This is a genomic window from Microbacterium sp. 18062 (assembly GCF_902706225.1).
Classification (GTDB): domain Bacteria; phylum Actinomycetota; class Actinomycetes; order Actinomycetales; family Microbacteriaceae; genus Microbacterium.
This window is the reverse complement of the sequence record NZ_CACSKB010000006.1, coordinates 1-25,987: the sequence shown is the minus strand read 5'-3', so window position 1 is coordinate 25,987 and position 25,987 is coordinate 1. Positions and strand designations below refer to the sequence as shown.

At 69.2% G+C, this 25,987-nt stretch carries 24 protein-coding genes; 15 read left to right on the top strand and 9 right to left on the bottom strand.

The features are described 5' to 3' along the window. The first annotated feature begins 7 nt into the window (after nucleotides 1-7). From GVL03_RS03650 to GVL03_RS03620, 7 genes are all read left to right on the top strand, one after another. The gene (locus GVL03_RS03650) at nucleotides 8-613 is read left to right on the top strand and encodes an RNA polymerase sigma factor (RefSeq protein ID WP_159499623.1); all 606 of its coding nucleotides are present in this window, start codon (nucleotides 8-10) and stop codon (nucleotides 611-613) included. Next, the gene (locus GVL03_RS03645; protein ID WP_159499621.1) at nucleotides 588-1,664 is read left to right on the top strand and encodes a hypothetical protein; all 1,077 of its coding nucleotides are present in this window, start codon (nucleotides 588-590) and stop codon (nucleotides 1,662-1,664) included. The genes GVL03_RS03650 and GVL03_RS03645 overlap by 26 nt, the downstream gene beginning before the upstream one ends. Before the next feature lie 172 nt (nucleotides 1,665-1,836). Next, the gene (gene dnaE / locus GVL03_RS03640) at nucleotides 1,837-5,355 is read left to right on the top strand and encodes a DNA polymerase III subunit alpha (RefSeq protein ID WP_159499620.1); all 3,519 of its coding nucleotides are present in this window, start codon (nucleotides 1,837-1,839) and stop codon (nucleotides 5,353-5,355) included. An 84-nt stretch (nucleotides 5,356-5,439) separates the two neighbouring features. Next, nucleotides 5,440-6,447, top strand: coding sequence for a hypothetical protein (locus tag GVL03_RS03635; protein ID WP_159499618.1), 1,008 nt, complete (start codon nucleotides 5,440-5,442; stop codon nucleotides 6,445-6,447). A 46-nt stretch (nucleotides 6,448-6,493) separates the two neighbouring features. Beyond that, the gene (gene hisD / locus GVL03_RS03630; protein WP_159499616.1) at nucleotides 6,494-7,795 is read left to right on the top strand and encodes a histidinol dehydrogenase; all 1,302 of its coding nucleotides are present in this window, start codon (nucleotides 6,494-6,496) and stop codon (nucleotides 7,793-7,795) included. A 12-nt stretch (nucleotides 7,796-7,807) separates the two neighbouring features. Further along, nucleotides 7,808-8,284, top strand: coding sequence for a transcriptional regulator NrdR (gene nrdR, locus GVL03_RS03625; RefSeq protein WP_159499614.1), 477 nt, complete (start codon nucleotides 7,808-7,810; stop codon nucleotides 8,282-8,284). Between the two features lie 44 nt (nucleotides 8,285-8,328). Then, nucleotides 8,329-9,363, top strand: coding sequence for a quinone-dependent dihydroorotate dehydrogenase (locus tag GVL03_RS03620; RefSeq protein ID WP_159499612.1), 1,035 nt, complete (start codon nucleotides 8,329-8,331; stop codon nucleotides 9,361-9,363). Between the two features lie 24 nt (nucleotides 9,364-9,387). Here the strand turns inward: GVL03_RS03620 and GVL03_RS03615 are convergent, their stop codons facing one another. Then, nucleotides 9,388-10,005, bottom strand: a complete 618-nt coding sequence (locus tag GVL03_RS03615; RefSeq protein ID WP_159499610.1) for a DUF3043 domain-containing protein — start codon at nucleotides 10,003-10,005, stop codon at nucleotides 9,388-9,390. Here GVL03_RS03615 and GVL03_RS03610 point away from each other — a divergent pair. From GVL03_RS03610 to GVL03_RS03585, 6 genes are all read left to right on the top strand, one after another. Then, nucleotides 10,004-11,398, top strand: coding sequence for a dipeptidase (locus tag GVL03_RS03610; protein ID WP_159499608.1), 1,395 nt, complete (start codon nucleotides 10,004-10,006; stop codon nucleotides 11,396-11,398). The two genes, GVL03_RS03615 and GVL03_RS03610, sit on opposite strands and share 2 nt — an antisense overlap. An 83-nt stretch (nucleotides 11,399-11,481) precedes the next feature. Further along, a complete protein-coding gene (gene erpA / locus GVL03_RS03605) occupies nucleotides 11,482-11,847 on the top strand; it encodes an iron-sulfur cluster insertion protein ErpA (protein ID WP_159499606.1) in 366 nt (121 codons plus the stop codon). 155 nt (nucleotides 11,848-12,002) lie between these two features. Continuing rightward, complete coding sequence (coxB, locus tag GVL03_RS03600; protein WP_159499604.1) at nucleotides 12,003-12,896, top strand: cytochrome c oxidase subunit II; 894 nt, start codon at nucleotides 12,003-12,005, stop codon at nucleotides 12,894-12,896. A gap of 2 nt (nucleotides 12,897-12,898) precedes the next feature. Continuing rightward, a complete protein-coding gene (gene ctaD, locus GVL03_RS03595) occupies nucleotides 12,899-14,662 on the top strand; it encodes a cytochrome c oxidase subunit I (RefSeq protein WP_159499602.1) in 1,764 nt (587 codons plus the stop codon). Next, nucleotides 14,663-15,097 (top strand): cytochrome c oxidase subunit 4, encoded by a 435-nt coding sequence (locus GVL03_RS03590; RefSeq protein WP_159499600.1) that lies wholly within the window; start codon nucleotides 14,663-14,665, stop codon nucleotides 15,095-15,097. It begins immediately after the preceding gene. Between the two features lie 4 nt (nucleotides 15,098-15,101). Beyond that, nucleotides 15,102-15,896 (top strand): PP2C family serine/threonine-protein phosphatase, encoded by a 795-nt coding sequence (locus GVL03_RS03585; RefSeq protein ID WP_159499598.1) that lies wholly within the window; start codon nucleotides 15,102-15,104, stop codon nucleotides 15,894-15,896. A gap of 63 nt (nucleotides 15,897-15,959) precedes the next feature. Here GVL03_RS03585 and GVL03_RS03580 read toward each other — a convergent pair whose 3' ends face one another. The 6 genes from GVL03_RS03580 to GVL03_RS03555 all read right to left on the bottom strand — a co-directional run bounded on the left by GVL03_RS03580 (nucleotide 15,960) and on the right by GVL03_RS03555 (nucleotide 22,146). Then, entirely contained in the window at nucleotides 15,960-16,373 is a 414-nt protein-coding gene (locus tag GVL03_RS03580; RefSeq protein WP_159499596.1) for a rhodanese-like domain-containing protein, read from the bottom strand. Between the two features lie 74 nt (nucleotides 16,374-16,447). Further along, nucleotides 16,448-17,626, bottom strand: a complete 1,179-nt coding sequence (gene hpxO / locus GVL03_RS03575) for an FAD-dependent urate hydroxylase HpxO (RefSeq protein WP_159499594.1) — start codon at nucleotides 17,624-17,626, stop codon at nucleotides 16,448-16,450. 104 nt (nucleotides 17,627-17,730) lie between these two features. After that, nucleotides 17,731-19,572 carry a cytochrome bc complex cytochrome b subunit gene (locus tag GVL03_RS03570; protein ID WP_159499592.1) on the bottom strand — a complete coding sequence of 614 codons (1,842 nt, stop codon included), beginning with the start codon at nucleotides 19,570-19,572 and terminating at the stop codon, nucleotides 17,731-17,733. Further along, nucleotides 19,569-20,648, bottom strand: coding sequence for a ubiquinol-cytochrome c reductase iron-sulfur subunit (locus tag GVL03_RS03565; RefSeq protein ID WP_159499590.1), 1,080 nt, complete (start codon nucleotides 20,646-20,648; stop codon nucleotides 19,569-19,571). Before GVL03_RS03565 ends, GVL03_RS03570 begins: the two co-directional genes overlap by 4 nt. Before the next feature lie 39 nt (nucleotides 20,649-20,687). Next, nucleotides 20,688-21,491, bottom strand: coding sequence for a c-type cytochrome (locus GVL03_RS03560; protein WP_159499588.1), 804 nt, complete (start codon nucleotides 21,489-21,491; stop codon nucleotides 20,688-20,690). A gap of 19 nt (nucleotides 21,492-21,510) precedes the next feature. After that, nucleotides 21,511-22,146, bottom strand: coding sequence for a heme-copper oxidase subunit III (locus tag GVL03_RS03555; protein WP_159499586.1), 636 nt, complete (start codon nucleotides 22,144-22,146; stop codon nucleotides 21,511-21,513). A 166-nt stretch (nucleotides 22,147-22,312) separates the two neighbouring features. On the opposite strand from GVL03_RS03555, the gene trpD reads away from it, so the two are divergent. Both trpD and GVL03_RS03545 read left to right on the top strand, forming a co-directional pair. Beyond that, entirely contained in the window at nucleotides 22,313-23,374 is a 1,062-nt protein-coding gene (trpD, locus tag GVL03_RS03550; RefSeq protein WP_159499584.1) for an anthranilate phosphoribosyltransferase, read from the top strand. A gap of 303 nt (nucleotides 23,375-23,677) precedes the next feature. After that, on the top strand, nucleotides 23,678-24,172 hold the full coding sequence (locus GVL03_RS03545) for an aromatic ring-opening dioxygenase LigA (RefSeq protein WP_159499582.1): 495 nt from the start codon (nucleotides 23,678-23,680) through the stop codon (nucleotides 24,170-24,172). Between the two features lie 139 nt (nucleotides 24,173-24,311). Here GVL03_RS03545 and GVL03_RS03540 read toward each other — a convergent pair whose 3' ends face one another. Both GVL03_RS03540 and GVL03_RS03535 read right to left on the bottom strand, forming a co-directional pair. Beyond that, nucleotides 24,312-25,247 carry a 5'-3' exonuclease gene (locus GVL03_RS03540; RefSeq protein WP_159499580.1) on the bottom strand — a complete coding sequence of 312 codons (936 nt, stop codon included), beginning with the start codon at nucleotides 25,245-25,247 and terminating at the stop codon, nucleotides 24,312-24,314. Nucleotides 25,248-25,308: 61 nt separating this feature from the next. Next, a complete protein-coding gene (locus GVL03_RS03535; protein ID WP_159499578.1) occupies nucleotides 25,309-25,824 on the bottom strand; it encodes a hypothetical protein in 516 nt (171 codons plus the stop codon). Nucleotides 25,825-25,987 lie beyond the last annotated feature (163 nt).

Genomic DNA, 25,987 nt, shown 5'->3' with positions numbered 1-25,987 from the left:
ACCCTTCGTGAGCACAGACAGCGAGATCATCCGCCGCTCTCTCGAGCACCCTCCCGCCTTCGCGGAGCTGTTCGAGCGGCACGCGCGGGTCGTCGGCGCGTTCGCGGCACGGTGGGTCGGCTCGGACGCGGCGGAGGACGTCCTCAGCGAGACGATGCTCGTGGCGTTCCGCCGCCGAGGGGACTTCGACGGGACGTGGGACTCGGCCAAGCCCTGGCTGCTGGGCATCGCGTCCCGCCTGATCAAGAGTCACCGCGCGCAGGAGGCCGCCCAGTGGCGGTCGTTCGCGGCCTCTGCGGCACGGGAGGAGCACGTCAGCGACGGCGCGATCGGCGCAGCGGGGGCGCGGGCGGATGCGGCGGCCGCCGTCCGCGCCCTGGCACCGCGGATCGCGGCGCTGTCGGCACGCGATCGCGACACCCTGCTGCTGTACGCCTGGGGCGACCTCACGTACGAGGAGGTCGCGCTCGCGCTCGGAGTGCCGGTCGGGACCGTGCGGTCCCGGCTCAACCGGGTGCGGCGCAAGCTCGCACCACCGGGCTCGCGCACCGCGGCCCGGCTGACCTGGATGGCGAAGGAGGAGACCGATGGAGCTTATGGAACGAGTGCGTGAGATAGGGGCGGATGGCCCGGCGCTCACGGATGCCCAGGTGGAGACGGCGCGGCGGGCACTGCGTCAGGAGCTGGCGAGGTCGGCGCCGGAGCGCGAGAGCGCCCGTAGGCCGCGGGGGCGGTGGCGCGGCATCGGGATCGGCGGCATCGCCACGGCGGCGGCCACGGCCGCGATCGTCGCGGGCGGCGTGCTGGTTCCGGCGCAGACGGCCACCGCGTCGGCGGCGTTCGAGACCGCCGCCGACGCGGCCGAGGCTTCGGCCCCGGCGACGACGCTCGAGCCCGGTCAGTTCCTGCGCGTCGAGACGGTCTTCAGCTGGATCCCGCGCTGGGATGCCGACATGCCCGACGGCGCGCGATTCAACAACGGCGCGCAGGGGGATGCGGAGGCCGCCCTCCGCGTGGAGGACACGATCGCGACCTACGTGCCGGCCGATCCCGGGGACGAGTGGGTCCGGGAGCGCGACCCCTATCGCGTCACCGCGGCATACGGGCCCCGCGCCGACGAGGCGGCTGCGGACTGGGCGGAGACATCGGGGCTCGGGAACGAGCGGCTCGCCGGCGTCACCAGGTATCCCGGTGGCGTGGCCGAGGCGGCGGGCGGCGACGGCGGCACGTTCGAGTACTACCTCGACGACCGCGACCTGTACGCCGACCTGCCGGACGACGTCGACGGCGTGATCGCCTGGTTCGCCGACCGCTACGACGGCGAGGGCGACGCGAACGGTCTCGCCCACTACTTCTCCGAGACCCTCAGCGACGTGAACGTCTTCAACCTCGCCCCGGCCGATGCCCGCGCGGCGCTGCTCCGCGCCTTCGCGACGCTCGACGGCGTGACGGTCGTGGCGACCGACGGCGACCTCACCACCCTCTCGTACGAGCGGGCGACGGGCGCTCCGATCGAGTTCGTTCTCGACACGGCCCGCGGCTACATCGTCGCCGTGACCGACGGAGGGAGCGGGACGGGGACCTTGCCCGCGGGCAGCGAGGAGGCGCCCGCGTGGTCGAGCAGGACCGAGGTGTCGATCTCGGTGGTCGACTCCGCTCCGTAGCGGCCGCGCGGCGCCGATCGGGCCGACGGCGGGAATCGTCCGCGACGCGCCGGCCCGGGCGCATCCGACCCGGCGTGTCACGCGCGTTCCCGCCCTCGCGCGCGGCGCGGATGCGGCGTCACGCCGCGAACGTTCGGGCACCGTGTCGGTGCCGCGAACGTAGACTCGACGGGTGGCAGCAGATTCCTTCGTTCACCTGCACGTGCACAGCGAGTACTCGATGCTGGACGGCGCGGCCCGCATCGGGCCGATGGTGCAGGAGGCCGCCAGGCTCGACATGCCGGCGATCGCCGTCACCGACCACGGCAACACCTTCGCCGCGTTCGAGTTCTACAAGACGGCGAAGGATGCCGGCATCAACCCGATCATCGGCATCGAGGCCTATGTGACCCCCGGCACGCACCGCTCCGACAAGTCGCGTGTGCGGTGGGGCACGCCCGAGCAGTCCAGTGACGACGTCTCGGGATCGGGTGCGTACACCCACATGACCCTGTGGTCGCAGAACAGCCCGGGCATGCACAACCTCTTCCGGCTCTCCTCGAAGGCGAGCATCGAGGGGTACTACTTCAAGCCGCGGATGGATCGCGATCTCCTGCAGAAGTACTCCAACGGACTGATCGCGACGACCGGCTGCCCGTCCGGCGAGGTGCAGACACGCCTGCGACTCGGCCAGTACGACGCGGCGCGAGCGGCCGCGGCCGAGTTCCAGGACATCTTCGGCAAGGAGAACTACTTCGCCGAGATCATGGACCACGGGCTCTCGATCGAGCGACGGGTCATGAGCGATCTGATCAGGATATCGAAGGACCTCGACATCCCGCTCGTGGCGACGAACGACTCCCACTACACGCACCAGCACGACGCGACCAGCCATGCGGCGCTGCTCTGCGTGCAGTCCGGATCGACCCTCGACGACCCGAAGCGGTTCAAGTTCGACGGCGACGGGTACTACATCAAGTCGTCGGCCGAGATGCGGCAGATCTTCCGCGACCACCCCGAGGCGTGCGACAACACACTGCTGATCGCCGAGCGCTGCAGCGTCGAGTTCGACACGAGCGCCAACTACATGCCGCGCTTCCCGGTGCCCGAGGGCGAGACCGAGGAGTCCTGGTTCGTCAAAGAGGTCGAGAAGGGCCTCGAGTACCGGTACCCGGCCGGCATCCCCGACGACGTCCGTCAGCAGGCCGAGTACGAGACCGGCGTCATCGTGCAGATGGGGTTCCCGGGGTACTTCCTCGTCGTCGCCGACTTCATCAACTGGGCCAAGGACAACGGGATCCGGGTCGGTCCCGGCCGCGGCTCGGGTGCGGGCTCGATGGCCGCCTACGCGATGCGGATCACCGATCTCGACCCGCTGCAGCACGGTCTCATCTTCGAGCGGTTCCTGAACCCCGACCGCGTCTCCATGCCCGACTTCGACGTCGACTTCGACGACCGTCGCCGCGGCGAGGTGATCCAGTACGTCACCGAGAAGTACGGCGACGAGCGCGTGGCGCAGATCGTGACGTACGGCACGATCAAGGCCAAGCAGGCGCTCAAGGACGCCGGGCGCGTGCTCGGGTTCCCGTTCAGCATGGGGGATCGGCTCACCAAGGCGATGCCGCCCGCGGTGATGGGCAAGGACATGCCGCTGGACGGCATGTTCAACCGGGAGCACCCGCGCTACAAGGAGGCCTCCGAGTTCCGCGCGCTCATCGAGAGCGACACCGAGGCCAAGACGGTCTTCGACACCGCGGTGGGCCTGGAGAACCTGAAGCGCCAATGGGGCGTGCACGCGGCCGGCGTCATCATGTCGAGCGATCCGCTCATCGACATCATCCCGATCATGCGTCGCGAACAGGACGGCCAGATCGTCACGCAGTTCGACTATCCGGCCTGCGAGTCGCTCGGCCTGATCAAGATGGACTTCCTCGGGCTGCGGAACCTCACGATCATCAACGACGCGCTCGACAACATCGAGGCCAACCGCGGGGAGCCGCTCGTCCTCGAAGACCTGACGCTCGACGACAAGGCCTCGTACGAGCTGCTCTCGCGGGGCGACACCCTCGGGGTGTTCCAGCTCGACGGCGGCCCCATGCGCTCGCTGCTGCGCCTGATGAAGCCCGACAACTTCGAGGACATCTCGGCCGTCATCGCGCTATACCGGCCCGGGCCCATGGGTGCCAACTCCCATATCAACTACGCGCTCCGCAAGAACGGCCAGCAGGAGATCACGCCGATCCACGCGGAGTTCGAGGAGTCGCTCGCCGAGATCCTGAACACGAGCTACGGCCTCATCATCTACCAGGAGCAGGTGATGGCGATCGCCCAGAGGGTCGCCGGCTTCAGCCTCGGCCAGGCCGACATCCTGCGCCGTGCGATGGGCAAGAAGAAGAAGTCCGAGCTCGACAAGCAGTTCGCCGGCTTCCAGGCCGGCATGCACGCCAACGGGTACTCGGACGAGGCCGTGCAGAAGCTGTGGGAGATCCTGCTGCCCTTCTCCGACTACGCGTTCAACAAGGCGCACTCGGCCGCCTACGGGCTGGTGTCGTACTGGACGGCGTACCTCAAGGCGCACTATCCCGCCGAGTACATGGCGGCGCTGCTCACCAGCGTCGGCGACTCGAAGGACAAGATGGCGGTGTACCTCAACGAGTGCCGTCGCATGGGCATCAAGGTGCTGCCGCCCGACGTCGGGCAGTCGATCCGGTACTTCGCGGCCGTCGGGGAGGACATCCGCTTCGGTCTCGGCGCCGTGCGCAACGTCGGGACGAACGTCGTCGACGGGATCGTGGCGGCGCGTGCGAACGAGAGCTTCGTGAGCTTCCACGACTTCCTCACCAAGGTGCCGCTGCACGTCGCGAACAAGCGCACCGTGGAGTCGCTGATCAAAGCAGGTGCCTTCGACTCGCTCGGGTCCACCCGCCGAGCATTGATGGAGGTCCACGAGGATGCCACCGAGGCCGCAGTGGAGACCAAGCGCAAGGCGGCGACCGGCGCGATCGGGTTCGACTTCGACAGCCTGTACGACGAGGCCGAGGAGATCATGCCGGCCAAGGTCCCGGAGCGCCCCGAGTGGACGAAGAAGGACAAGCTGGCGTTCGAGCGCGAGATGCTCGGGCTCTACGTCTCCGACCACCCGCTCGCGGGGCTCGAGATCCCGCTCGCGAAACACGCCTCGACGGGGATCCACGATCTGCTGGCGTCCGAGGACGTCGCTGACGGCGACCAGGTCACGGTCGCGGGGCTCGTGACGAGCGTCCAGCATCGCGTGGCCAAGGCCAGCGGAAACCCGTACGGCATGATCACCGTCGAGGACTTCAACGGCGAGATCACCGTGATGTTCATGGGCAAGACCTACACCGAGTTCCAGGCGCAGCTGCAAGCCGACTCGATCCTCGTCGTGCGCGGGCGGGTCTCCCGACGCGACGACGGCATGAACCTGCATGCGCAGAGCTGCTTCTCGCCCGATCTGGGCACCGTGGACACGGCCGGCGCCCTGGTGCTCGTCGTGCCGGAGCAACGGGCGACGCAGAGCGTGGTCGAGGATCTCGCGGCCGTCCTCGCGCGTCATCGCGGCGAGACCGAGGTGACTCTGAAGCTGCACCGCGACGGCGTGGCGAAGGTCTTCGAGGTGCCGCATCCGGTCTCGGTCAGCGCCGACCTCTTCGGCGATCTGAAGGGGCTGCTCGGGCCGAATTGCCTTGGATGAACACCTCGTGGTCGACACCGGCCACCGCCGTTAGGATCGAACCGATCTCCCCGCCCTGTGTGCCCGCGCCCGGAAGGATGCGACATGACCGATGACCAGACCCCCCAGAACTCCGACGAGGAGCTCGACGGCCGCTTCGAGGACGACGACGTCGTCGAGACCGACGTGACGGCGCCGCCCCAGTACGGCGTGGGCCCGTTCTCGATCCGCGAGATCGTGCTGCTCGGCATCTGGGCGCTCGGGTTCCTCTTCTCCTTCTTCTCGCTGACGCCCGGCGCGTTCCAGTCGGTGTGGACCGCCGGACTCCTCTGGGTGCTGACGATCGGCACCCCGACCGTCGCGGTCTTCCTGATCGTCCTCCGGCGGTTGTCGCCGACGGGCATCCGGCGCGTCGGATCGCTCGGCATCGATCAGTTCGCCTCCGTCGCCTTCTCGGTGTCGGCCGTGCTGTGGCTGCAGTACGTCTGGGACATCGTCGCCTTCGGTGCGGCGCGAGGCGTCTGGGTGCCGGGCTGGGTCCAGTGGGTCCAGCTGGTGCTGATGACGGCGGGTGTGGTCTTCACCGTCTTCGCCCCGTTCATCCCGACGATCGGCGACGACTTCGACTACCGCGACGAGACGATCGCGCACCGGAACGCCCGGCCCTTGCGTCCGGTGGTCGCGCGTCCCGCACCCGAACCGGCCGTGCACGCCCCTCAGGACGCCACCGGCGCCCACCCGCAGACCGTGTACCCGGTCGCCGATCAGACGGCCACGGTCGATCCGACCGCGGTGCCGGCCGCGGAGCCCGCGAACACCACCGCGGCGTACGACACGGGGGAGTTCACCCCGCTCGGCGATGCCTTCTCGTCGTCGCCCGTCGTCGACGATGCCTCCGACCCCGACCCGGTGGCCGTACCCGCGCAGCAGCCGTTCTGGGCTCTGGCCCCGGTGGAGCGCGAGGTGCTCGACGAGACGGGCGCGACGCTGTTCGTGATCGGCCCGACCGCGTGGGCCCTGGTGATCGAGGACCGCGGCGAGGTGTTCGTGGTGCGGCACGAGGACGGTCGCATCGGCTACCTGCACGACGTGTCGGACGTCACCCGGGGGTGACGTCCGACGGCCGCGGTCGCCGCTTCCGAGCCGGTAGCCTGGAGGGATGCTGCGCACCATCGACCTTCGCGGCCGCACGCTCTCGGCGGCCGAGCTGCTGGCCGCCGTCCCGCGGGCGGATGTCGCCCGCGAGTCGGCGCTGACGACGGCGGCGCAGCTCGTCCATGACGTGGCGGTGTCCGGCGAGGCGGCGTTGCGTGCGCAGGCCGAGCGGTTCGACGGCGTCACGGGACACGCCGTCCGTGTTCCGTCGACGCACCTCGATGAGGCTCTCGCGACCCTGGACCCGAAGGTGCGGGCCGCGCTGGAGGAGGCCATCGCCCGTGTGCGCACGGCATCCGCGGCCCAGGTCCCGGCTCCTGTCGTGACGGAGGTCGGACCGGGCGCGCGGGTGACGCAGCGCTGGCAGCCGGTGCGCCGCGTGGGCGTGTACGTCCCCGGCGGCAAGGCGGTCTATCCCTCGAGCGTCGTCATGAACGTGGTGCCGGCGCAGGTCGCCGGTGTCGAGGTCGTGGCGCTCGCCTCGCCCCCGCAGCGCGATCAGGGAGGCCGCGTCCATCCCGTGATCCTGTCCGCCGCGCGTCTGCTCGGCATCGACGAGGTCTACGCGATGGGCGGTGCCGGCGCGATCGGCGCGTTCGCGCACGGCGTGGACGCTCTCGACCTCGACCCGGTGGATGTGGTCACGGGCCCCGGCAACAACTTCGTGGCGGCTGCCAAGCGCGCCGTGGCGGGCGTGGTCGGAACCGACTCCGAGGCGGGCGCGACCGAGATCCTGATCGTCGCCGACGACTCGGCCGATCCACGTCTGGTCGCGGCGGACCTCATCAGTCAGGCGGAGCACGACGAGCAGGCCTCCGCCGTGCTCGTCACCGCCTCGTCCGTGCTCGCCGATGCGGTCGCGGCCGAGCTCATCATCCGGGCACCGCGCACGCGCCACGCCGAGCGGGTGGCCGCGGCCTTCGACGGGCCGCAGTCGGCGATCGTGCTCGTGGACGATCTGACCCAGGCCACCGCCTTCAGCAACGCCTACGCGCCCGAGCACCTCGAGCTGCACCTGGACGATCCCCGGGTGGAGGAGTTCGTCAATGCGGGCGCCGTCTTCGTGGGCGACCACGCCCCCGTGAGCCTCGGCGACTATCTCGCCGGCAGCAACCACGTGCTCCCCACGGGCGGACAGGCCCGGTACGCCGCCGGGTTGTCGGCGGCGACGTTCCTGAGGCCGCAGCAGGTCATCGAGTACGACCGCGACGCGCTGGCCGCCGTGCGCGACGCGATCGTCACGCTGGCACAGGCCGAAGCGCTCCCTGCGCACGGCGAGGCCGTCGAAGCGCGGTTCGAGAGATAGCCTGTCGCTGTCATGCATTGCCCTTTCTGCCGCCATCCCGATTCCCGCGTCATCGACTCGCGCACGAGCGACGACGGTCTCAGCATCCGCCGCCGCCGTCAGTGCCCCGAGTGCGGCGGCCGGTTCTCGACCATCGAGACCGCGAGCCTCAACGTGATCAAGCGCTCCGGCGTCATCGAGCCGTTCAGTCGTGAGAAGGTCATCTCCGGAGTTCGGAAGGCCTGCCAGGGGCGTCCGGTCACCGATGCCGATCTCGCGGTGCTCGCGCAGAAGGTCGAGGAGGCGGTGCGACAGACCGGCTCCTCGCAGATCGACACGAACGAGATCGGTCTCGCCATCCTCGGCCCGCTGCGCGAGCTCGACGAGGTCGCGTTCCTCCGGTTCGCGAGCGTGTACCAGGCGTTCGACTCGCTCGAGGACTTCGAGACGTCGATCGAGCAGCTGCGCGAGGACCGCGCGCGTCGGCTCTCGGCCGCGCCGGGGGAGTGACCCGTGTCGGTCGGGTGGGGCGTACGGCGGTAACCTGACTGACGATGTATCCGCTGCTGTTCCGCCACGTCCTCTCCCGCATGGATCCCGAATCGGCGCACCACGTCGCCATGCGGGTGATCCGGATGCTGTCGGTGCCGCCGTTCTCGATCGCCGCGCGCGCGTTCACGCGTCCGGCGGCGGCGCTGCGCACGAGCGCCCTCGGGCTCGAGTTCGACTCGCCGTTCGGGATCGCGGCCGGGTTCGACAAGGACGTGACCGGTGCCGCGGGACTGTACGCACTCGGCTTCGGGCACGTCGAGGTCGGCACGATCACGGCGGTGCCGCAGGAGGGAAACCCCCGTCCGCGACTTTTCCGCCTCATCCCCGACCGCGCGGTCGTGAACCGGATGGGGTTCAACAACCGTGGCGCCGAGGCTGCGGCGGCGAAGCTCGTGCGGCTGAGGAGGCACGTGCACCGGCCCGTCGTCGGCGTGAACATCGGCAAGAGCCGGGGCGTGGAGGTCGAGGACGCGACCGACGACTACGTGCGCAGCGCCCGGCTGCTCGCTCCGCTCGCCGACTACCTCGTGGTCAACGTCTCCTCGCCGAACACCCCGGGGCTGCGCGGGCTGCAGGCGGTCGAGACGCTCCGCCCCCTGCTCGAGGCGGTGCACGCGGCATCCGGCACGACACCGCTGCTGGTGAAGTTCGCCCCCGATCTCGCCGATGACGAGATCGAGGCCGTCGCGCGTCTCGCGGTAGAACTGGGGCTCGCCGGCGTGATCGCGACCAATACCACGATCTCGCGTGAGGGTCTGCGGACTCCGGCGGCGGTCGTGGAGGCGGCGGGGGCCGGCGGACTGTCCGGCGCGCCGCTCAGGGCGCGTTCGCTGGAGGCGCTGCGCCTTGTGCGTGCCGTGGTGCCGGAGGACTTCTGCGTCATCTCGGTCGGCGGCGTCGAGACGGCCGCCGACGTGCAGGAGCGGCTGGACGCCGGCGCCACGCTCGTGCAGGGCTACACGGCGTTCCTCTACCGCGGCCCGCTCTGGGGGCGGCAGATCAACCGCGGGCTCGTCGCCGCATCCCGCTCCCGCTGACCCCGCCTTCCTGAGAACGCGGGGTCAGGCGGGACGCTGGCCGCGCTTGGCCTGCGGCTTCGGCAGGCGCATGAAGCGCATCTGCACCGTGCGCATCGCGCCGTACCAGCCGAGACCGCGCTCAATGCGGCCTTCGCCGAACTTCTGGCGCGCGGCCTTCTTGACGCGGAACGAGGTCAGCACCATGTCGAGGACGGCGATGACGATGAACCCCCACAGTGCGACGTACGAGTAGAACTGCAGGAACGGGATGTTGACGAACATCAGCAGCAGCACGACGACCATCACGGGCATCACGAGCTCGGCGACGTGCCACCCCGAGTCGACGAAGTCGCGGACGAAACGGCGCTGCGGCCCCTTGTCCCGTACCGGGAGGTAGCGCTCGTCACCGGCGGCCATGCCGACGCGCGCCTTCTCCCGGGCGGCGGCGAGCTCCGCACGGGCGCGCGCCTTCGCCTCCTTGGTGTCGGCCACGAGGGGGCGCTTGCGGGCCGCCTCCTGCTCGGCGCGGCTGGGCGTGGGACGCCCCTTGCCGCTCACGGGGGTGCTCTCGGCGTCGTGCGGAGCGGAGTCTGCGGAGGTGTTGGCCACGGGAGTTCCTCGGGGAGGCGGAAAGGGGGTTCGCCCTAAGATTACCCGCATGACCTCCGAGACTCCCCGGAAGGATGCCGTCCACGAAGCGGTCGCCACCGGCATCCCCACCGCCCTCGCCGATCTCGGTGCGCTCGTGCGCATCCCCTCGATCGCCTGGCCGGCATTCGACCAGACGCAGCTGCAGCGCAGTGCCGAGGCGGTCGCCGCTCTCGCCGAGGCAACCGGAGTCTTCGATCGGGTCGAGGTGAAGCGCTCCCGCATACCGGGGACCGAGGAGCTCGGACAGCCCGCGGTGCTGGCCACCCGCGCCGCGCGCGACGGCCGGCCCACGGTGCTGCTCTACGCGCATCACGACGTGCAGCCGACCGGTGACGACGCCCTCTGGGAGACGCCTCCGTTCGAGCCGACGGTGCGCGACGGGCGCTTGTACGGGCGCGGCGCCGCAGACGACAAGGCCGGAGTGATGGTGCACATCGCCGCGCTCCGGGCGCTCCGCGAGGTCGTCGGCGACGACCTGTCACTCGGTGTCGCCCTGTTCATCGAGGGCGAGGAGGAGTACGGCTCGCGCTCGTTCGGCCAGTTCCTCGCCGACAACGCCGACGCGCTCCGCAGCGACGTGATCGTCGTCGCCGACTCGGGGAACTGGGATGCCACGACCCCCGCGCTGACCGTGTCGCTGCGCGGCAACACGCGGTTCACGCTGACCGTGCGCACGCTCGATCACGCCTCTCACTCCGGCATGTTCGGGGGAGCGGTGCCCGACGCGCTCCTCGCGACGGTGAAGCTGCTCGCCACCCTCTGGGACGACGACGGCGCCGTCGCGGTCGAGGGTCTCGTCGAGCGGGATGCGCAGACCCCGGAATACGCCGAGGCCACCCTCCGGGGGGAGGCGGGTCTGCCCGAGGGTGTGCAGACGATCGGGCGGGGCTCCATCCTCGGCCGCATCTGGAACAAGCCCTCGATCACCGTCACCGGGATCGACGCGACGAGCGTCGCCGCCGCATCCAACACGCTCGCGCCCGAGATCTCGGTCGTCGTCTCCGCGCGTGTCGCGCCCGGCCAGCGCGCCGAGGAGGCGTACGCCGCGCTGGAGACGCATCTGCGCGCGCATGCTCCGTTCGGCGCGCAGCTCACGTTCTCCGACGTGGACTTCGGAGACGCCTTCCTCGTCGACACGAGCGGCTGGGCGGTCGGGCTGGCCCGCACCGCGCTCGCCGAGGGATACGGCGTCGAGCCGGTCGACATCGGCGTCGGCGGATCGATCCCGTTCATCGCGGATCTGGTCGAGCAGTTCCCGGACGCGCAGATCCTCGTGACGGGGATCGAGGACCCGCACACCCGCGCACACAGCCCCAACGAGTCGCTGCACCTCGACACGTTCCGTCGGGCGGTGCTGTCCGAGGCGCTGCTGCTCCAACTGCTCGACGCGCGCACGAATTGACGACGCCCGGTGCCTCCGGGGCCGGGACGTCGTAGAATCGAGGCATCCCGCCATACGCCGCGGGCTCGCACCGAAGGAGAGTCATGACCGACACCGCACTGTCGACCGACCAGGCCACCGAGGCCCACGGTGTGGCGCTCACCGACGCCGCCGCCGTCAAGGTGAAGAACCTTCTCGAGCAGGAGGGCCGCGACGACCTCCGTCTGCGCGTCGCCGTCCAGCCGGGCGGATGCAGCGGCCTCATCTACCAGCTGTACTTCGACGAGCGCTTCCTCGACGGCGACCAGACGGTCGACTTCGACGGGGTCGAGGTCATCATCGACGACATGAGCGTCCCGTACCTCGACGGCGCCACGATCGACTTCAAGGACACGATCTCGGAGCAGGGCTTCACGATCGACAACCCGAACGCCTCGGGCTCCTGTGCCTGCGGCGACAGCTTCCACTGACGTATTTTGTCGTGCCGCGCATCGGCGCGGTCGGGCCCGGATTTCCGCGGTTCGACCGCGCCGACGTGTTTTCGCTGCCTGGGCGCATGGCCTGAATCGGGTGTGAGCTTGCTCTAGACTGAAGGAAGCTTCATCCGTGATCTGAAAGGTGCGCCGTGCCTTCGAAACGTCGAAACCGCTGGGCCGTTCTCCCCCTGGGGATCGCGTCGGCAGTCATCCTCGCCGGATGCAGCCCGACCGAGCTGCACGGCTTCCTTCCCGGCTTCGTCGAGGACGGCACGCCCGCCACGAACCACACCGACATGGTCGCCGGTCTCTGGGTCAACTCGTGGATCGTGCTGCTCGTGGTCGGCATCATCACCTGGGGGCTGATGCTCTGGGCGATGATCGCCTACCGCCGTCGCAAGGGCCAGACGGGTCTGCCGGTGCAGCTGCGGTACAACATGCCGATCGAGATCTTCTACACGGTCGTGCCGCTCATCCTCGTCGTCGGTTTCTTCGCCTTCACGGCGCGCGACCAGATGGTCCTCGAGACGCAGACCGAAGACCCCGATGTGTCGATCGTCGCGATCGGCAAGCAGTGGGCCTGGGACTTCCAGTACAACGGCGACGACGGGTCGACGGACGACGCCGTGTGGTCGATGGGCATCCAGGCCCAGACCGACGCCGCGGGCAACGTCGACCAGGCGCAGCTGCCGACGCTCTACCTCCCCGTCGACAAGACGGTGAAGATCGAGCTCCAGTCGCGCGACGTGATCCACTCCTTCTGGATCATCGACTTCCTCTACAAGAAGGACATGTACATCGGGCACGAGAACTACTGGTCGTTCACCCCGACGCGCGAGGGCACGTATGCCGGCAAGTGCGCGGAGCTGTGCGGCGAGTACCACTCGATGATGCTGTTCAACGTGAAGGTCGTCAGCGAGAGCGAGTACGAGCAGTACCTCGAGACGTTGCGCGACGAGGGCCAGACGGGCGACATCCAGGACGCCTACGACAGGCTGGCCAACCTCCCGGGAACGGGTGCGACCGCCGAGGGAGACGAGTGATCATGGCGACGACGCTTCCACCGCAGGAGAAGGCACCGTCCCGCCCGACGACGCTGCCTCCCCGTCAGGCCGCTCTGCTCAGCACGTCGCGTGTCGAGCAGAAGGGCAACATCATCGTCAAGTGGATCACCTCCACTGACCACAAGACCATCGGGTACATGTACCTGATCGCGTCGTTCCTGTTCTTCCTGCTGGGCGGCGTGATGGCGCTCATCATCCGTGCGGAGCTCTTCGAGCCCGGGATGCAGATCATCCCGACCAAGGAGCAGTACAACCAGCTGTTCACGATGCACGGCACGATCATGCTGCTGATGTTCGCGACCCCGCTGTTCGCGGGCTTCGCGAACGCGATCCTGCCGCTGCAGATCGGTGCGCCCGACGTCGCGTTCCCGCGTCTGAACGCGTTCGCCTTCTGGCTGTTCCTGTTCGGATCGACCATCGCGGTGGCAGGCTTCCTCACCCCGGCGGGTGCCGCCTCGTTCGGGTGGTTCGCGTATCAGCCGCTCGCGAGTGCGTCGTTCACCCCGGGTGCCGGGGGGAACCTCTGGATGCTCGGCCTCGGCATCAGCGGGTTCGGCACGATCCTGGGAGCCGTGAACTTCATCACGACCATCATCACGATGCGCGCTCCTGGCATGACGATGTGGCGGATGCCCATCTTCTCCTGGAACACGCTGGTCACGAGCATCCTGATCCTGCTCGCGTTCCCCGTGCTCGCCGCCGCGATCTTCGCCGCCGCCGCCGACCGCGTGCTCGGCGCGCACATCTACGATCCGCAGAACGGCGGCGTGCTGCTCTGGCAGCACCTGTTCTGGTTCTTCGGCCACCCCGAGGTGTACATCATCGCGCTGCCCTTCTTCGGCATCGTCTCGGAGATCTTCCCGGTCTTCAGCCGAAAGCCGATCTTCGGGTACAAGACGCTGATCTACGCGACGATCGCGATCGCCGTCCTGTCGGTGGCCGTGTGGGCTCACCACATGTACGTCACCGGTGCGGTCCTGCTGCCCTTCTTCGCCTTCATGACGATGCTCATCGCCGTGCCGACGGGCGTGAAGATCTTCAACTGGATCGGCACCCTCTGGCGAGGGTCCGTGACCTTCGAGACACCGATGGTGTTCGCGCTCGGCTTCCTCGTCTCTTTCGTCTTCGGCGGCCTGACCGGCGTCATCCTCGCCTCGCCGCCGCTCGATTTCGCGCTGTCCGACTCGTACTTCGTCGTCGCGCACTTCCACTACGTCGTCTTCGGCACGGTCGTGTTCGCGATGTTCGCCGGCTTCTACTTCTGGTGGCCGAAGTGGACCGGCAAGATGCTGAACGAGCGTCTCGGCTACATCCACTTCTGGATCCTGTTCATCGGCTTCCACATGACCTTCCTCATCCAGCACTGGCTGGGGGTCGACGGCATGGTCCGCCGCTACGCGGACTACTCCAGCGCCGACGGGTGGACCTGGCAGAACCAGGTGTCGACCATCGGCTCGATGGTGCTCGCCGCCTCGGTCATCCCGTTCCTGTTCAACGTGTGGATCACGGCGCGGAAGGCCCCCAAGGTCACGGTCAACGACCCGTGGGGCTACGGCGGATCGCTCGAGTGGGCGACCTCCTGCCCGCCGCCGCGTCACAACTTCACGTCGATCCCGCGCATCCGCAGCGAGCGTCCCGCGTTCGATCTGAACCACCCGGAGGCGGCGGTGCCGGTCGGCGTGGGCCCTGCGAAGGACGCGCCCGACGCCCCGGTCGTCGACGTCGCCGACGGAGAGGTCAAGTAAGTGCGTACCAACACCAACCTCTGGTGGATCCTCGTCGTCTTCTTCGTCTTCATCGACATCGTCTACACGGGCTGGAACATCCTCGCCCACCCGGACGTGCCGTGGCCGAACGCGATCGAGTGGGTCGGGTCGATCTCGATGCTCTTCGGGGCGCTGATGGCGGCGATGATCGGCTTCTACACCCACCGCGTGCACAAGTCCCAGGGCGGTGAGCTGCCCGAGGACACCCTGACGGCCGACATCGACGACGGCGACCCCGAGCTCGGCGAGTTCAGCCCGTGGTCGTGGTGGCCGCTCGTGCTCGCCGCATCCGCCGCCGTCGCCGCGATCGGACTCGCGGTCGGCACCTGGCTCGTCCCGATCGGACTCGGCATCTTCGTCGTCGCGATCGTCGGCTGGGTGTTCGAGTACTACCGCGGGTACTTCGCGCGCTGATCACGTGCCGATCCGGCTGAGACCGGCCGTCGTCTCCGACATCGGCCCGCATCGTTCATCCAACCAGGATGCCGCCTTCACGGCGTCCTGGGGCGCCGCCGTCGCGGACGGCGTGGGCGGAGGCCCCTCCGGCGACCTCGCGTCGGCGGCGCTGGTGCACCGCCTCGTTCCGGATCCCTTGCTGGTGGCCGACCCCGAACAGCTGCTCGCGCGCATCCGCGAGGCGAACTGGGACCTCGGAGCCCATGTCCGGCGCGATCCGACGCTGCAGGGGATGGCGACGACGTTCACGGGCATCTTCGTCGCGCCCGGTGATCGACTGCTGCTCGCCCACACCGGCGACTCCCGCGCGTACCTTCTCCGCCATGCGCAGCTCGAGCGCCAGACGCGCGACGACTCCTACGTGCAGGCGCTCGTGGACAGCGGGCTGCTGGCCCCGGAGGCCGCGGCCTCCCATCCGCGCCGTAACATCATCACCGCCTCGCTCGGCGGCGGCGAGGAGGACATCGTGTCGGTCGCTGAGCGCTTCCCGGTGGTCGGCGACCGTTGGCTGCTATGCAGCGACGGCGTGAGCGACTATCTCGACGACGAGGAGATCGGCCTGATGCTGCTGCGCCACCGTGACGTGGCCGCCGCTGCTTCCGCACTCGTCCGGCTCGCGCTCGAGTCCGGCTCGCGCGACAACGTGACGGCGGTCGTCTGTGATGTGGAGGAGGGCGAGGCGGACGCGGCGGAGCAGGCGATGTTCGCCGGCTCCGCGGGCGAGCTGTTCCAGGAGCACCTGGACGTCATCGCCTGACTCGGACCCCCGTTCTCGGCCCCGGAGCGAGGAGCACGTGTCGAGACGAAGGGGCGCGGCAGCTCATCCCCGGTCGCGCACGACCATCACGAGCGGGTCGAAGGTGCGGGGGAGCTCGCCCTCGTCGTCTTCCACGGGCTGTCCTTCCCGTGCCCAGTACTCGAAGCCGCCCATCATCTCCCTGACCGGGTAGCCGAGGAGAGCGAACTCGTGGGCGCCCTTCGCGCCGGCGTTGCAGCCGGGACTCCAGCAGTACACGACGATCGGAGTGCCGGCGGGGATCTCCTGCGGCGCCCGCTCGGTGATCTCGCGGTACGGCATATGGATCGCACCCCGGATGCGCCCCTGCGCCCACGCCGCGCTCCCGCGGACGTCCACGAGGACGACGGGCCTGCCCGCCCGCTGCGCGGCGTAGACATCGGAGGGATCCGTCTCGTGGGCGAGCTTGGACGCGAAGTGGGCGAGCGCATCGGTCATGGTTCCGAGCCTACGGGCCGGGCTGCGGCGTCGCGGAGCATGCGACGGTCGCAGAACGAAGGAATCCTGCCCGGTCAGGTCAGCAGGCCGCCGATCGTCACCGGGCTGTCCGCGATGTTGCCGACGATGCCTCGGATGACGTTCTCCCCGGTCTCGCGGCGGAGGCCCTCATACCAGGCCGCCGTGGTCTCCGGATCGAAACCGTGGGTCTCCTCCGCGCGCTTGCGCGCGCGGAGGACCAGATCGGCTGCGCGTTCGGTTCGCGCGCGTTCGTAGCGCCGCAGCGAGTCGGTCACGCCCAGCGATGTGGTGGCGAAGACGAGCCCGAGCACGAAACTGTCCTCGAGCGCCGAGCATGCCCCCTGCCCGATGTCGGGAGCGGTGTTGTGGGCGGAGTCCCCCAGGAGAGCGACGCGGCCGCGGGTCCACGTGTGGAAGGGGTCGACATCCCAGATCTCCACCCGGTTGAGAGAGACATCGGGGTCGATCGCGTCGAGCAGCGTCTGCACCCCCGGGGCCCACCCCGCGAACGCCGCGCGCAGGGGAGCGACGCCGTCGGCGCGGTCGTAGGCGAGTCCGGACGGCTGAGGGACGTCGCAGAAGAAGTAGAAGCGGTCGCCCGCCACCGGCATGACCGACACCCGTTTTCCGTCGGCCACGTACGTGGTCCACTGATCGACCGGTCCGATGCGGGTATCGGCCGGGACGAGGCCGTTGAAGTTGGTGTAGCCGGAGTAGGTGCGCTCGGTGGGCCGTCCGAGCACGTAGTCGCGGGTGGCCGACCGAGCGCCGTCCGCGCCGATGACCAGGTCGGCCGTGGCGGTCTCGCCGTTCTCGAAGGTGACGGTCACCTCATCCTCGGTCTGGTCGACCGCCACCATCCGCATCCCGAGACGGATGCGGTCGGGCCCGACGGCGTCCATGAGAAGCGCCTGCAGGTCCGCCCGGGCGACGGGGTAGGAGCGCTGACCGGTCTGCGCCGTCACCGGGTCGAGGCTGAACCGACACATGCTGTCGCCGGTGAGCCCGTCGGCGTATGCCATCGTGTCCATGCGACCGCCGAGCGCGGCGACCTCGTCGCGCAGGCCCAGCCAGTTGAGCACCTTGACGCCGTTGGGCCACAGGGAGAGTGCCGCTCCGACGGGTCGGTTCTCTCGGATCTGGTCGTAGATGCGCACATCGTGCCCGAGCCGCTGCAGGGCGATGCCCGCACTCGTTCCGCCGATGCCTGCGCCGATGATGATCACTCGCACCCCGTCACGCTATCGGGGCGCTGTCACGGCCGTGTTACAGACATGAACATCGAAGAATGCGGAATGCCCCGATCCGAGGGCCGGGGCATTCCGTCGTGGAGTACTCAGCCCTTGGCGTCGTCGTCCTTCGGCTTGTTGATCTCTTCGAGACCCTTCGGCGAGGGGAGCTCCACCTCGGCCTTGTCGTGCAGCGAGACGGTCGGGCGTCCCTCCGCCTCGGCGCGTTCGGCGGCGCCTTCGATCTCCGCGGCCTCCTCGGCGTCGATGTGGTCGAGCTCATGGTGCTGGTGGGCGACCGCTGCGGCGATCTCGGCCTGCGTCAGTGGGGAGAGGCGGTCCTCGAAGAACCAGCGCGAGATGGACGCGCGCACGTTCTCATGCCACGGAATGCGGCCCTGAGCGTTCGGGCGGACCACCAACGGCTCGTTCACCTCGTTGTCGACGAGCTTCCAGCGCTCGTACTCGTCCACCGGCTGGTGGACCTCGATGTATTCGCCGCCCGGAAGGCGCACGATCCGGCCGGACTCGTAGCCGTGCAGCGCGATCTCGCGGTCCTTCCTCTGAAGAGCGATGCAGATTCGCTTCGTGACGAAGTAGGCGATGATCGGGCCGAGGATCAGCAGGGCCTGCAGGGTGTGGATGACACCCTCCATCGTGAGCCAGAAATGGGTCGCGATGATGTCGGAGGACGCCGCCGCCCAGAGCACGGCGTAGAAGGTGACGCCGGCCGCACCGATCGCGGTGCGCGTGGCAGCGTTGCGGGGACGCTGTGCGATGTGGTGCTCGCGCTTGTCGCCGGTGATCCACGCCTCGATGAAGGGGTAGATGAGCACCAGCACGATGAAGATGCCGATGACGACGAGCGGGAGCAGGATGTTCCACGACCACGTGCGGTCGAGGAAGACCGTCTCGAGGTGCGGCGGCACGAGACGAAGGGCACCGTCGGCGAAGCCGATGTACCAGTCGGGCTGGGTGCCGGCCGACACGGGGGAGGGATCGTATGGACCGTAGTTCCAGATCGGGTTGATCGTGAACAGCGACGCGATCAGGACGATCACGCCGAAGGTGATGAAGAAGAACCCGCCCATCTTCGACATGTAGACGGGCATCATCGGGTAGCCGACGACGTTGCTGTTCGTGCGCCCGGGGCCGGCGAACTGCGTGTGCTTGTTGATGATCATCAGCACGAGGTGCAGAGCGAGCAGGGCGATGAGGATCGCCGGCAGCAGCAGGATGTGCAGCGTGTAGAGGCGGCCGACGATGTCTGTTCCGGGGAACTCGCCGCCGAAGAGCAGGAACGAGATCCAGGTCCCGACGAGCGGGATGCCCTTGACCATGCCGTCGATGATGCGGAGGCCGTTGCCCGAGAGCAGGTCGTCGGGGAGCGAGTAGCCCGTGAATCCCTCTGCCATCGCCAGGATGAACAGGATGAAGCCGATCACCCAGTTCAGCTCGCGGGGCTTGCGGAACGCGCCCGTGAAGAACACGCGGAGCATGTGCACGCCGATGCCGGCGACGAACACGAGCGCGGCCCAGTGGTGGATCTGACGCACGAGGAGGCCGCCGCGCACGTCGAAGGAGATGTGGAGGCTCGACTCGAGCGCCGCGGACATCGCGATGCCACGCATCGGCTCGTAGGCGCCGTAGTAGTGCGTCTCGACCATCGACGCCTGGAAGAAGAACGTCAGGAACGTGCCCGAGAGGAGCACGACGACGAAGGACCACAGGGCGATCTCGCCCAGCATGAACGACCAGTGATCGGGGAAGATCTTGCGACCGAGCTCCTTGACCAGGCCCGAGAGACTCGTGCGCTCGTCGAGGTAGTTCGCCGCGGCGCCGACGAAACGGCCGCCGAGCGGCTTGCCGTCACGGTCGGCCGTCGCCGTCGTGGCGCCCGACGCAGGCTCCTGCGTGACGTTCTCCGTGGGGTGAGTGGCGGTACTCAATGACGCTCCCAGAAGCTCGGGCCGACGGGTTCGGTGAAGTCGCTGCGTGCGACGAGGTAGCCCTCGTCGTCGACCGTGATCGGCAGCTGGGGCAGCGCGCGTGCGGCCGGGCCGAAGATGACCTTCGCGCCGTCGGACACATCGAACTGCGACTGATGGCATGGGCAGAGCAGATGGTGCGTCTGCTGCTCGTAGAGCGCGACGGGGCAGCCGACGTGCGTGCACACCTTCGAGTAGGCGACGATGCCGTCGTACGACCAGTCCTTGCGCTCCTCGGTCTCGACGAGCACCTCCTGCGGCATGCGCATGAGCAGGACGATGGCCTTGGCCTTCTCCTCGAGGTAGCCGTCGTGATGGCTGAGGTCGGCGAGCTCCTCGGGGATGACGTGGAACGCCGAGCCGAGCGTGACGTCGGACGCCTTGATCGGGCGGCCGCTGGGGTCGTGCGCGAGGCGCGTGCCCTCCTTCCACATCGTGTGGCTGAGCAGGTGCACGGGATCGCCGGCGTAGGGGTCGTCCGGGCTGGACTCGGGGGCGAGACCTCGGAACAGCACGACGCCGGGGACGACGGACGCGACCAGGGCGGCGAGCAGCGAGTTCCGGATCATCACGCGGCGACCGAAGCCGGACTCCTCGTTGGCGACGGCGAAGTTCGCCACCACGGCCTCACGGGTCTCATCACGTCCGCGGGTCGCGTGGCGGGGCTCGATGAACTCCTTGTCGGACATGATCGCCTTCGACCAGTGGATCGCGCCCACGCCGATGGCCAGCAGCGCGAAGGCGATGCCGAGTCCGATGAACAGGTTGTTGTCGCGGATGGCGGTGATCGAGCCGTCCTCGATCGGGAACACCATGTAGGCGACGACGGCCCAGATGGATGCGGCGACCGACAGGTAGAAGAGCGTGTAGACCGTGCGCACAGCGCGCTTCATCGCCGCCGGGTCCTTGTCCGTGATGCGCTCCCGGTGCGGCGGCAGGCCGGGGTTGTGCACCGGGTCGGACACTGCCACAGCGAGACCACGCGACGGCTTCCAGGAAGCCCTCTCGTGCTCGAGCGGATCGCCCTCGTGTGCCATGGTGCTCCTCGTACGTTCCGTATGGTCGATGGGGGACGGTCAGTTCGACTTCGCGGTGATCCACACCGTGATCGCGATGAGCGAGCCGATACCGAAGATCCAGATGAACAGGCCCTCGGAGACGGGGCCGAGAGAGCCGAGCGTGAATCCGCCGGGCGACTCGTTGTCCTGCATGTAGAGGAGGGCCGAGATGATGTCCCGCTTGTCCTCCGCCGTGAGGTTCATGTCGCTGAACACGGGCATGTTCTGCGGGCCCGTCACCATGGCGGCGTAGATGTTCAGCGCGCTCGTCGTGTGCAGGCTCGGGGCGTACTTGCCCTCGGTGAGCGCACCGCCGGCTCCGGCGACGTTGTGGCACATCGCGCAGTTGATGCGGAACAGCTCCGCGCCGTTCGAGACGTCGCCGTCGCCGTCGAGGATCTCGTCGTCGGGGTAGGTGGGGCCGGGGGCGATCGACTGGACGAACTCCGCCATCGCCGCGGTCTGCTCCGCCGTGAACTGCACCGGCTTCTGCGGTGCCTGGGGAGCCTGTGCCTGCAGCGGCATGCGGCCGGTCGAGACCTGGAAGTGCACGGCGAGCTCGCCGACGCCGTAGAGCGACGGACCGTTCTCGGTGCCCTGCAGGTCGAGACCGTGGCAGGTCGCGCAGTTCGCCTGGAAGAGCTTCTTGCCGTCTTCGACGGTGAGGGAGGATGCCGCGGCGGACGTGTCGGTCGTCGCGGCCATCGCGGCCGACGCGCCGGCGTACACGCCGCCCGTCAGCAGCAGGCCGATGCCGATGAGGGCAGCGGCGGCCAGGGGACTGCGACGACCGGACTGGCGGCGCTTCTTCTCTCGTGCCATGAGGTGGTGGTGCTCCGCTCTATCGCAGGAAGTAGATGACGAGGAACAGGGCGATCCAGACCACGTCGACGAAGTGCCAGTAGTACGACACGACGATCGAGGTGGTCATCTCCTTGCGCCCGAAGTTCTTGACGGCGTACGCGCGCCCGATGACGAGGAGGAACGCGACCAGGCCGCCCGTCACGTGCAGGGCGTGGAAGCCGGTCGTGAGGTAGAACGCCGACGCGTAGGCGTTCGCCGCGATCGGCATGCCCTCGGCGACGAGCTGGGCGTACTCCCACACCTGACCCGACACGAAGACCGCGCCGAGGAAGAAGCTGAGGAAGAACCACTCGACCATTCCCCACCTCAGCGGGTTGCGGGCGGTGCGGTAGGGCTGGAAGCGCTCGGCGGCGAACACGCCCATCTGGCAGGTCACGGAGGAGAGCACGAGGATGATCGTGTTCACCGTCGCGAAGGGCACGTTGAGCAGCGACGACTCCTGGGCCCACAGCTCGGGAGACGTGCTGCGGAGCGTGAAGTAGATCGCGAACAGACCCGCGAAGAACATGACCTCGCTGCCGAGCCAGACGATCGTGCCGACGGCGACCGGGTCGGGCCTCTTGACCTTGCGCAGGGCCTGGGAATACGTCGCTGGGGTCGTCACAGTCCCCATTATGACCGATATCCGGGGCCGATTCTTGCACCGTGGACCCTTGTGCGGGCCGCGTCGAAGCTTAGGGGAACCTAAGAAAACCGGGTGAGCTCGCCGGGAGTCCGCCCGCCATCGGGCGTTTCCCGCGGTGCGCGGCGGGGCGGGGCCCTCGATAGGATTCTGAGTCATGGTGGACCTCCGCGACTGGCCGACGATACTCACGCGACTTCTCGACGGAGCCGACCTCAGCGTCTCGGAGTCGACGTGGGCGATGCGCCGAGTGATGGCGGGGGAGGCGACTCCGTCGCAGCTGGCCGGCTTCCTCATCGCGTTGCGCGCTAAGGGCGAGACGGTGGACGAGATCGTCGGGTTCCGCGACGCGATCCTCGAGGCGGCGCTTCCCCTGCCGGTCGACTCCCGCGTCCTGGACATCGTCGGCACCGGCGGTGATCGATTCGGCACGGTGAACATCTCGTCGATGTCGGCGATCGTGGCCGCCTCCTCGGGCATCCCTGTGGTCAAGCACGGAAACAAGGCCGCGAGCTCGTCCTCGGGGTCGTCGGACGTCCTCCGCGCGCTCGGAATCGATCTGACGCTCTCGCCGGAGGCCGTCGCCGAGACGCTCGCGCGTTGCGGGATCACGTTCGCCTTCGCGGCCGCGTTCCATCCCGGGTTCCGGCACGCCGGCCCGACGCGCGCCGAGCTCGGCGTGCCGACGGTCTTCAACTTCCTCGGGCCGCTGTGCAACCCGGCGCGCGCGGAGGCGAACGCGGTGGGCGTGGCGCAGCTCGACCGAGTGCCGTTGATCACCGGCGTGTTCCGCACGCGCGGGGCGACGGCACTGGTCTTCCGTGGGGACGACGGCCTGGACGAGCTCACGACCACCGGTCACAGCCGCATCTGGGAGGTCTCACGGGGCGACATCCACGAGCACGACCTCGATCCGCGTGATCTGGACATCCCGCTCGCGAGCATCGACGACCTGATCGGCGCGGATCCGGAGTACAACGCCGCGGTGGTGCGGCAGGTGCTCGCCGGGGAGCCGGGGCCGGTGCGCGACATCGTGCTCCTGAACACCGCCGCGGGGATCGCGGCGTATCGGCTCTCGCACGACCCGGCACAGGCGCAGCGCCCGATCCTCGTCCGTCTCGCGGAGGCGAGGGATGCCGCCGCGGCGGCGATCGACAGCGGTGCGGCCGAGGCGACGCTCGCGCGGTGGGTCGAGACCACCAGGGAGCTCGCGGGCTGATGCGAGAGTCTCGTCCTCTCGGTCCCTGAGCGAGGAGCGAAGCGACGAGACGAAGGGCAGCGACCGGGCTTTCGCACCCCGCGGAGTGCCCCGCAAGGGGCCCCGAGAAGCTGATGCGAGAGTCTCCCCCGGAGAGGGGAGACCTCGGGTCTGTCCCGGATGGTCATGGACCACGCGCCGCTGACGCGGCACGCGTGACGCTGCGGGACCGGATCGTGTTTCTCACGGCCCGCAGACCATTGACGGATGTGGTCTGACCTCTTAGCATGGGGACAATAGCCGCGATCCCGAGGAGGAACGCTCATGTCCGACACCACAGCAGCCACGGTCGATGCCGTCGAAGCCCCCGTGAAGAAGGTGGGGCTGGTCAAAGTCGTCGGCATCCTCGGGATCCTCGGCGGGATCGCGCTGATCGTGGTCGGCGCGGTCGTCTGGATCATGGTCTCGTCGCAGCTCCGGGCGGAGAACATCACCGTCCCGGACGACGCGATCGCCTTCCAGGGACAGACGGTCGCCGGGCCCTTCACCGCGTTCGTGCAGGCCGACATCATCCAGCACCACGCGATGGAGGCGTCCGGCGGTCAGACGTACGCCGAGCTCGACCGGGAGGACCCGGTCCGCGCGACGATGATGAACGCGTCGTTCCTGCGAGCATCGCTGTTCACCTCGGTCGTGTCCTTCGGTGTCGCCGCGTTCGCCATGGGCATCGGCGTCCTGTCGATCCTGTTCGGCACGGCGCTCCATCGGCTCGCCTCGGTTCCGGTCGTCGTGAAGCGATCGGCCGTCGCCGGCTCCTAGGCCCGACCCGGACGGCGGGCCCGCACCACCACGGTGCGGGCCCGCCGTTCCCGGGCCGGGAGGGTGCGCCGGCGGCGGCTGGACGGCATCCCTCGTGGATGCGGACGGGCCTTGCCGTCGCCTGCTGGGTGTCGCCGACCTACGGGGTGTCGCTGATCGCGGCGATGGCGGCCGCCGCGCGTTCGAAGGCGGCGCCGAGTCCCCAGCGAGCGGCGAAGGCCGCGGCGTCGGCCGCCGCATCCGCGAGGATCGGTGCGAGGCGGGGGTCCGGGATCTCGAGCGGGAGGTCGCGCACCACGCGCACGACGGCCGGAGCGACAGCGAGATAGTCGGCGCCGGCGAGCACCTTCGCGCGGACGCCGGCGGTCATGCCTTCGCCGCGATCCGCGGCCGCCGCGATGCCGGAGAGGTCGCCGTGGGCGGCGAGCAGGGCCGCGGCGGTCTTCTCGCCGATACCGGCGACGCCGGGGAGGCCGTCGGATGCATCGCCACGCAGGACGGCGAAGTCGACGTACTGTGCCGCATGCACCCCGTACCGGCCGCGGATCGTCTCGTCGGTCACGACCTCGAGGTTGCTCATGCCGCGGGCCGTGTAGACGACGCGCACCTCGGCGTCGTCATCCACGAGCTGGAACAGGTCCCGGTCGCCGGTGACGATGTCGACGGGCAGTCCCGCATCCGTCGCCAGGGTCCCGATCACATCGTCGGCCTCGTGCTCGGCCGCGCCAGCGACGGGGATTCCGAGAAGGGCCAGCGCCTCGAGGATGAGGGGGACCTGTGCCTCCAGCGGGTCGGGCACCTCTTCCACGTCGGGGCCGCCCGCGACGACCTCGACCACGCGGTGGGTCTTGTAGGTGGGGATGAGATCGACGCGCCATTGCGGGCGCCAGTCGTCGTCCCAGCAGGCGACCAGGTGCGTCGGCCGGTACGTGCCGACGAGCTTCGCGATGATGTCGAGGAAACCGCGCACCGCGTTGACGGCCGTGCCGTCGGGGGCGGTGACCGACTCGGGCACGCCGTAGTACGCCCGGAAGTAGAGGGACGCGGAGTCGAGGAGCATGAGGCGTGAGGTCACGCGCTCATCCTGTCACGGGGGTGCTCGAGGGGGCAGGCCGGGCGATGCGTCAGAGCGCCGCTCAGACCAGAACGGCGACGCCCATCACGAGCGTGGCCAGGCCCATCGTCCCGAGCTGGGCGCGCTCGAGCGGCGCGTGCGAACGTGCGCACTCGATCGCCGACCAGGCGGCGAACCCCGCGGCGCCCGCGACCAGCGCGCCGGCCACGACGGTCGACGCCCCGTGGACGTGTGCGGTCGTCGCGACCGGCTGCGCGGGAGCCATCGCCAGCATGATCGCGGCCATCAGCACCAGCCCGAGCGTCGTGTGCACGGTCATGACGGCGGAGACGGCCGGCCGCATCCGTCGCCTTCGCCGCGGGCTGCGGTGGGCGGCGAGCACGACCGCGGCCGCAATGAGCATGCCCGCCCAGTAGGCCGGCGGCACCACGGTGCCGGTCGCACTGTCGAGCATCGCCAGGAGCATCCCCACGGCCGACGCGAGCTCGGGCGCCCGCACCCGCCGGCGGTCCGCCGCGACGCAGCAGGCCGAGGCGGCGGCGGGAGCGAGCGCCCACAGATGCAGGACATCGTTCACGGCTCAGCGACGTTCGTGGGCGCCGTGATCGGTGGCCGACGCCCCCTGATGCGCACCGTGGTCGTTCGGCCGATGGCCATGACCGTGCGCACAGGACTCGTGCGCGGGAGAGCCGTGACCGTGCGCGGCGGCGGGGGTGCAGTGCGCGGACACGGGGGCGGGG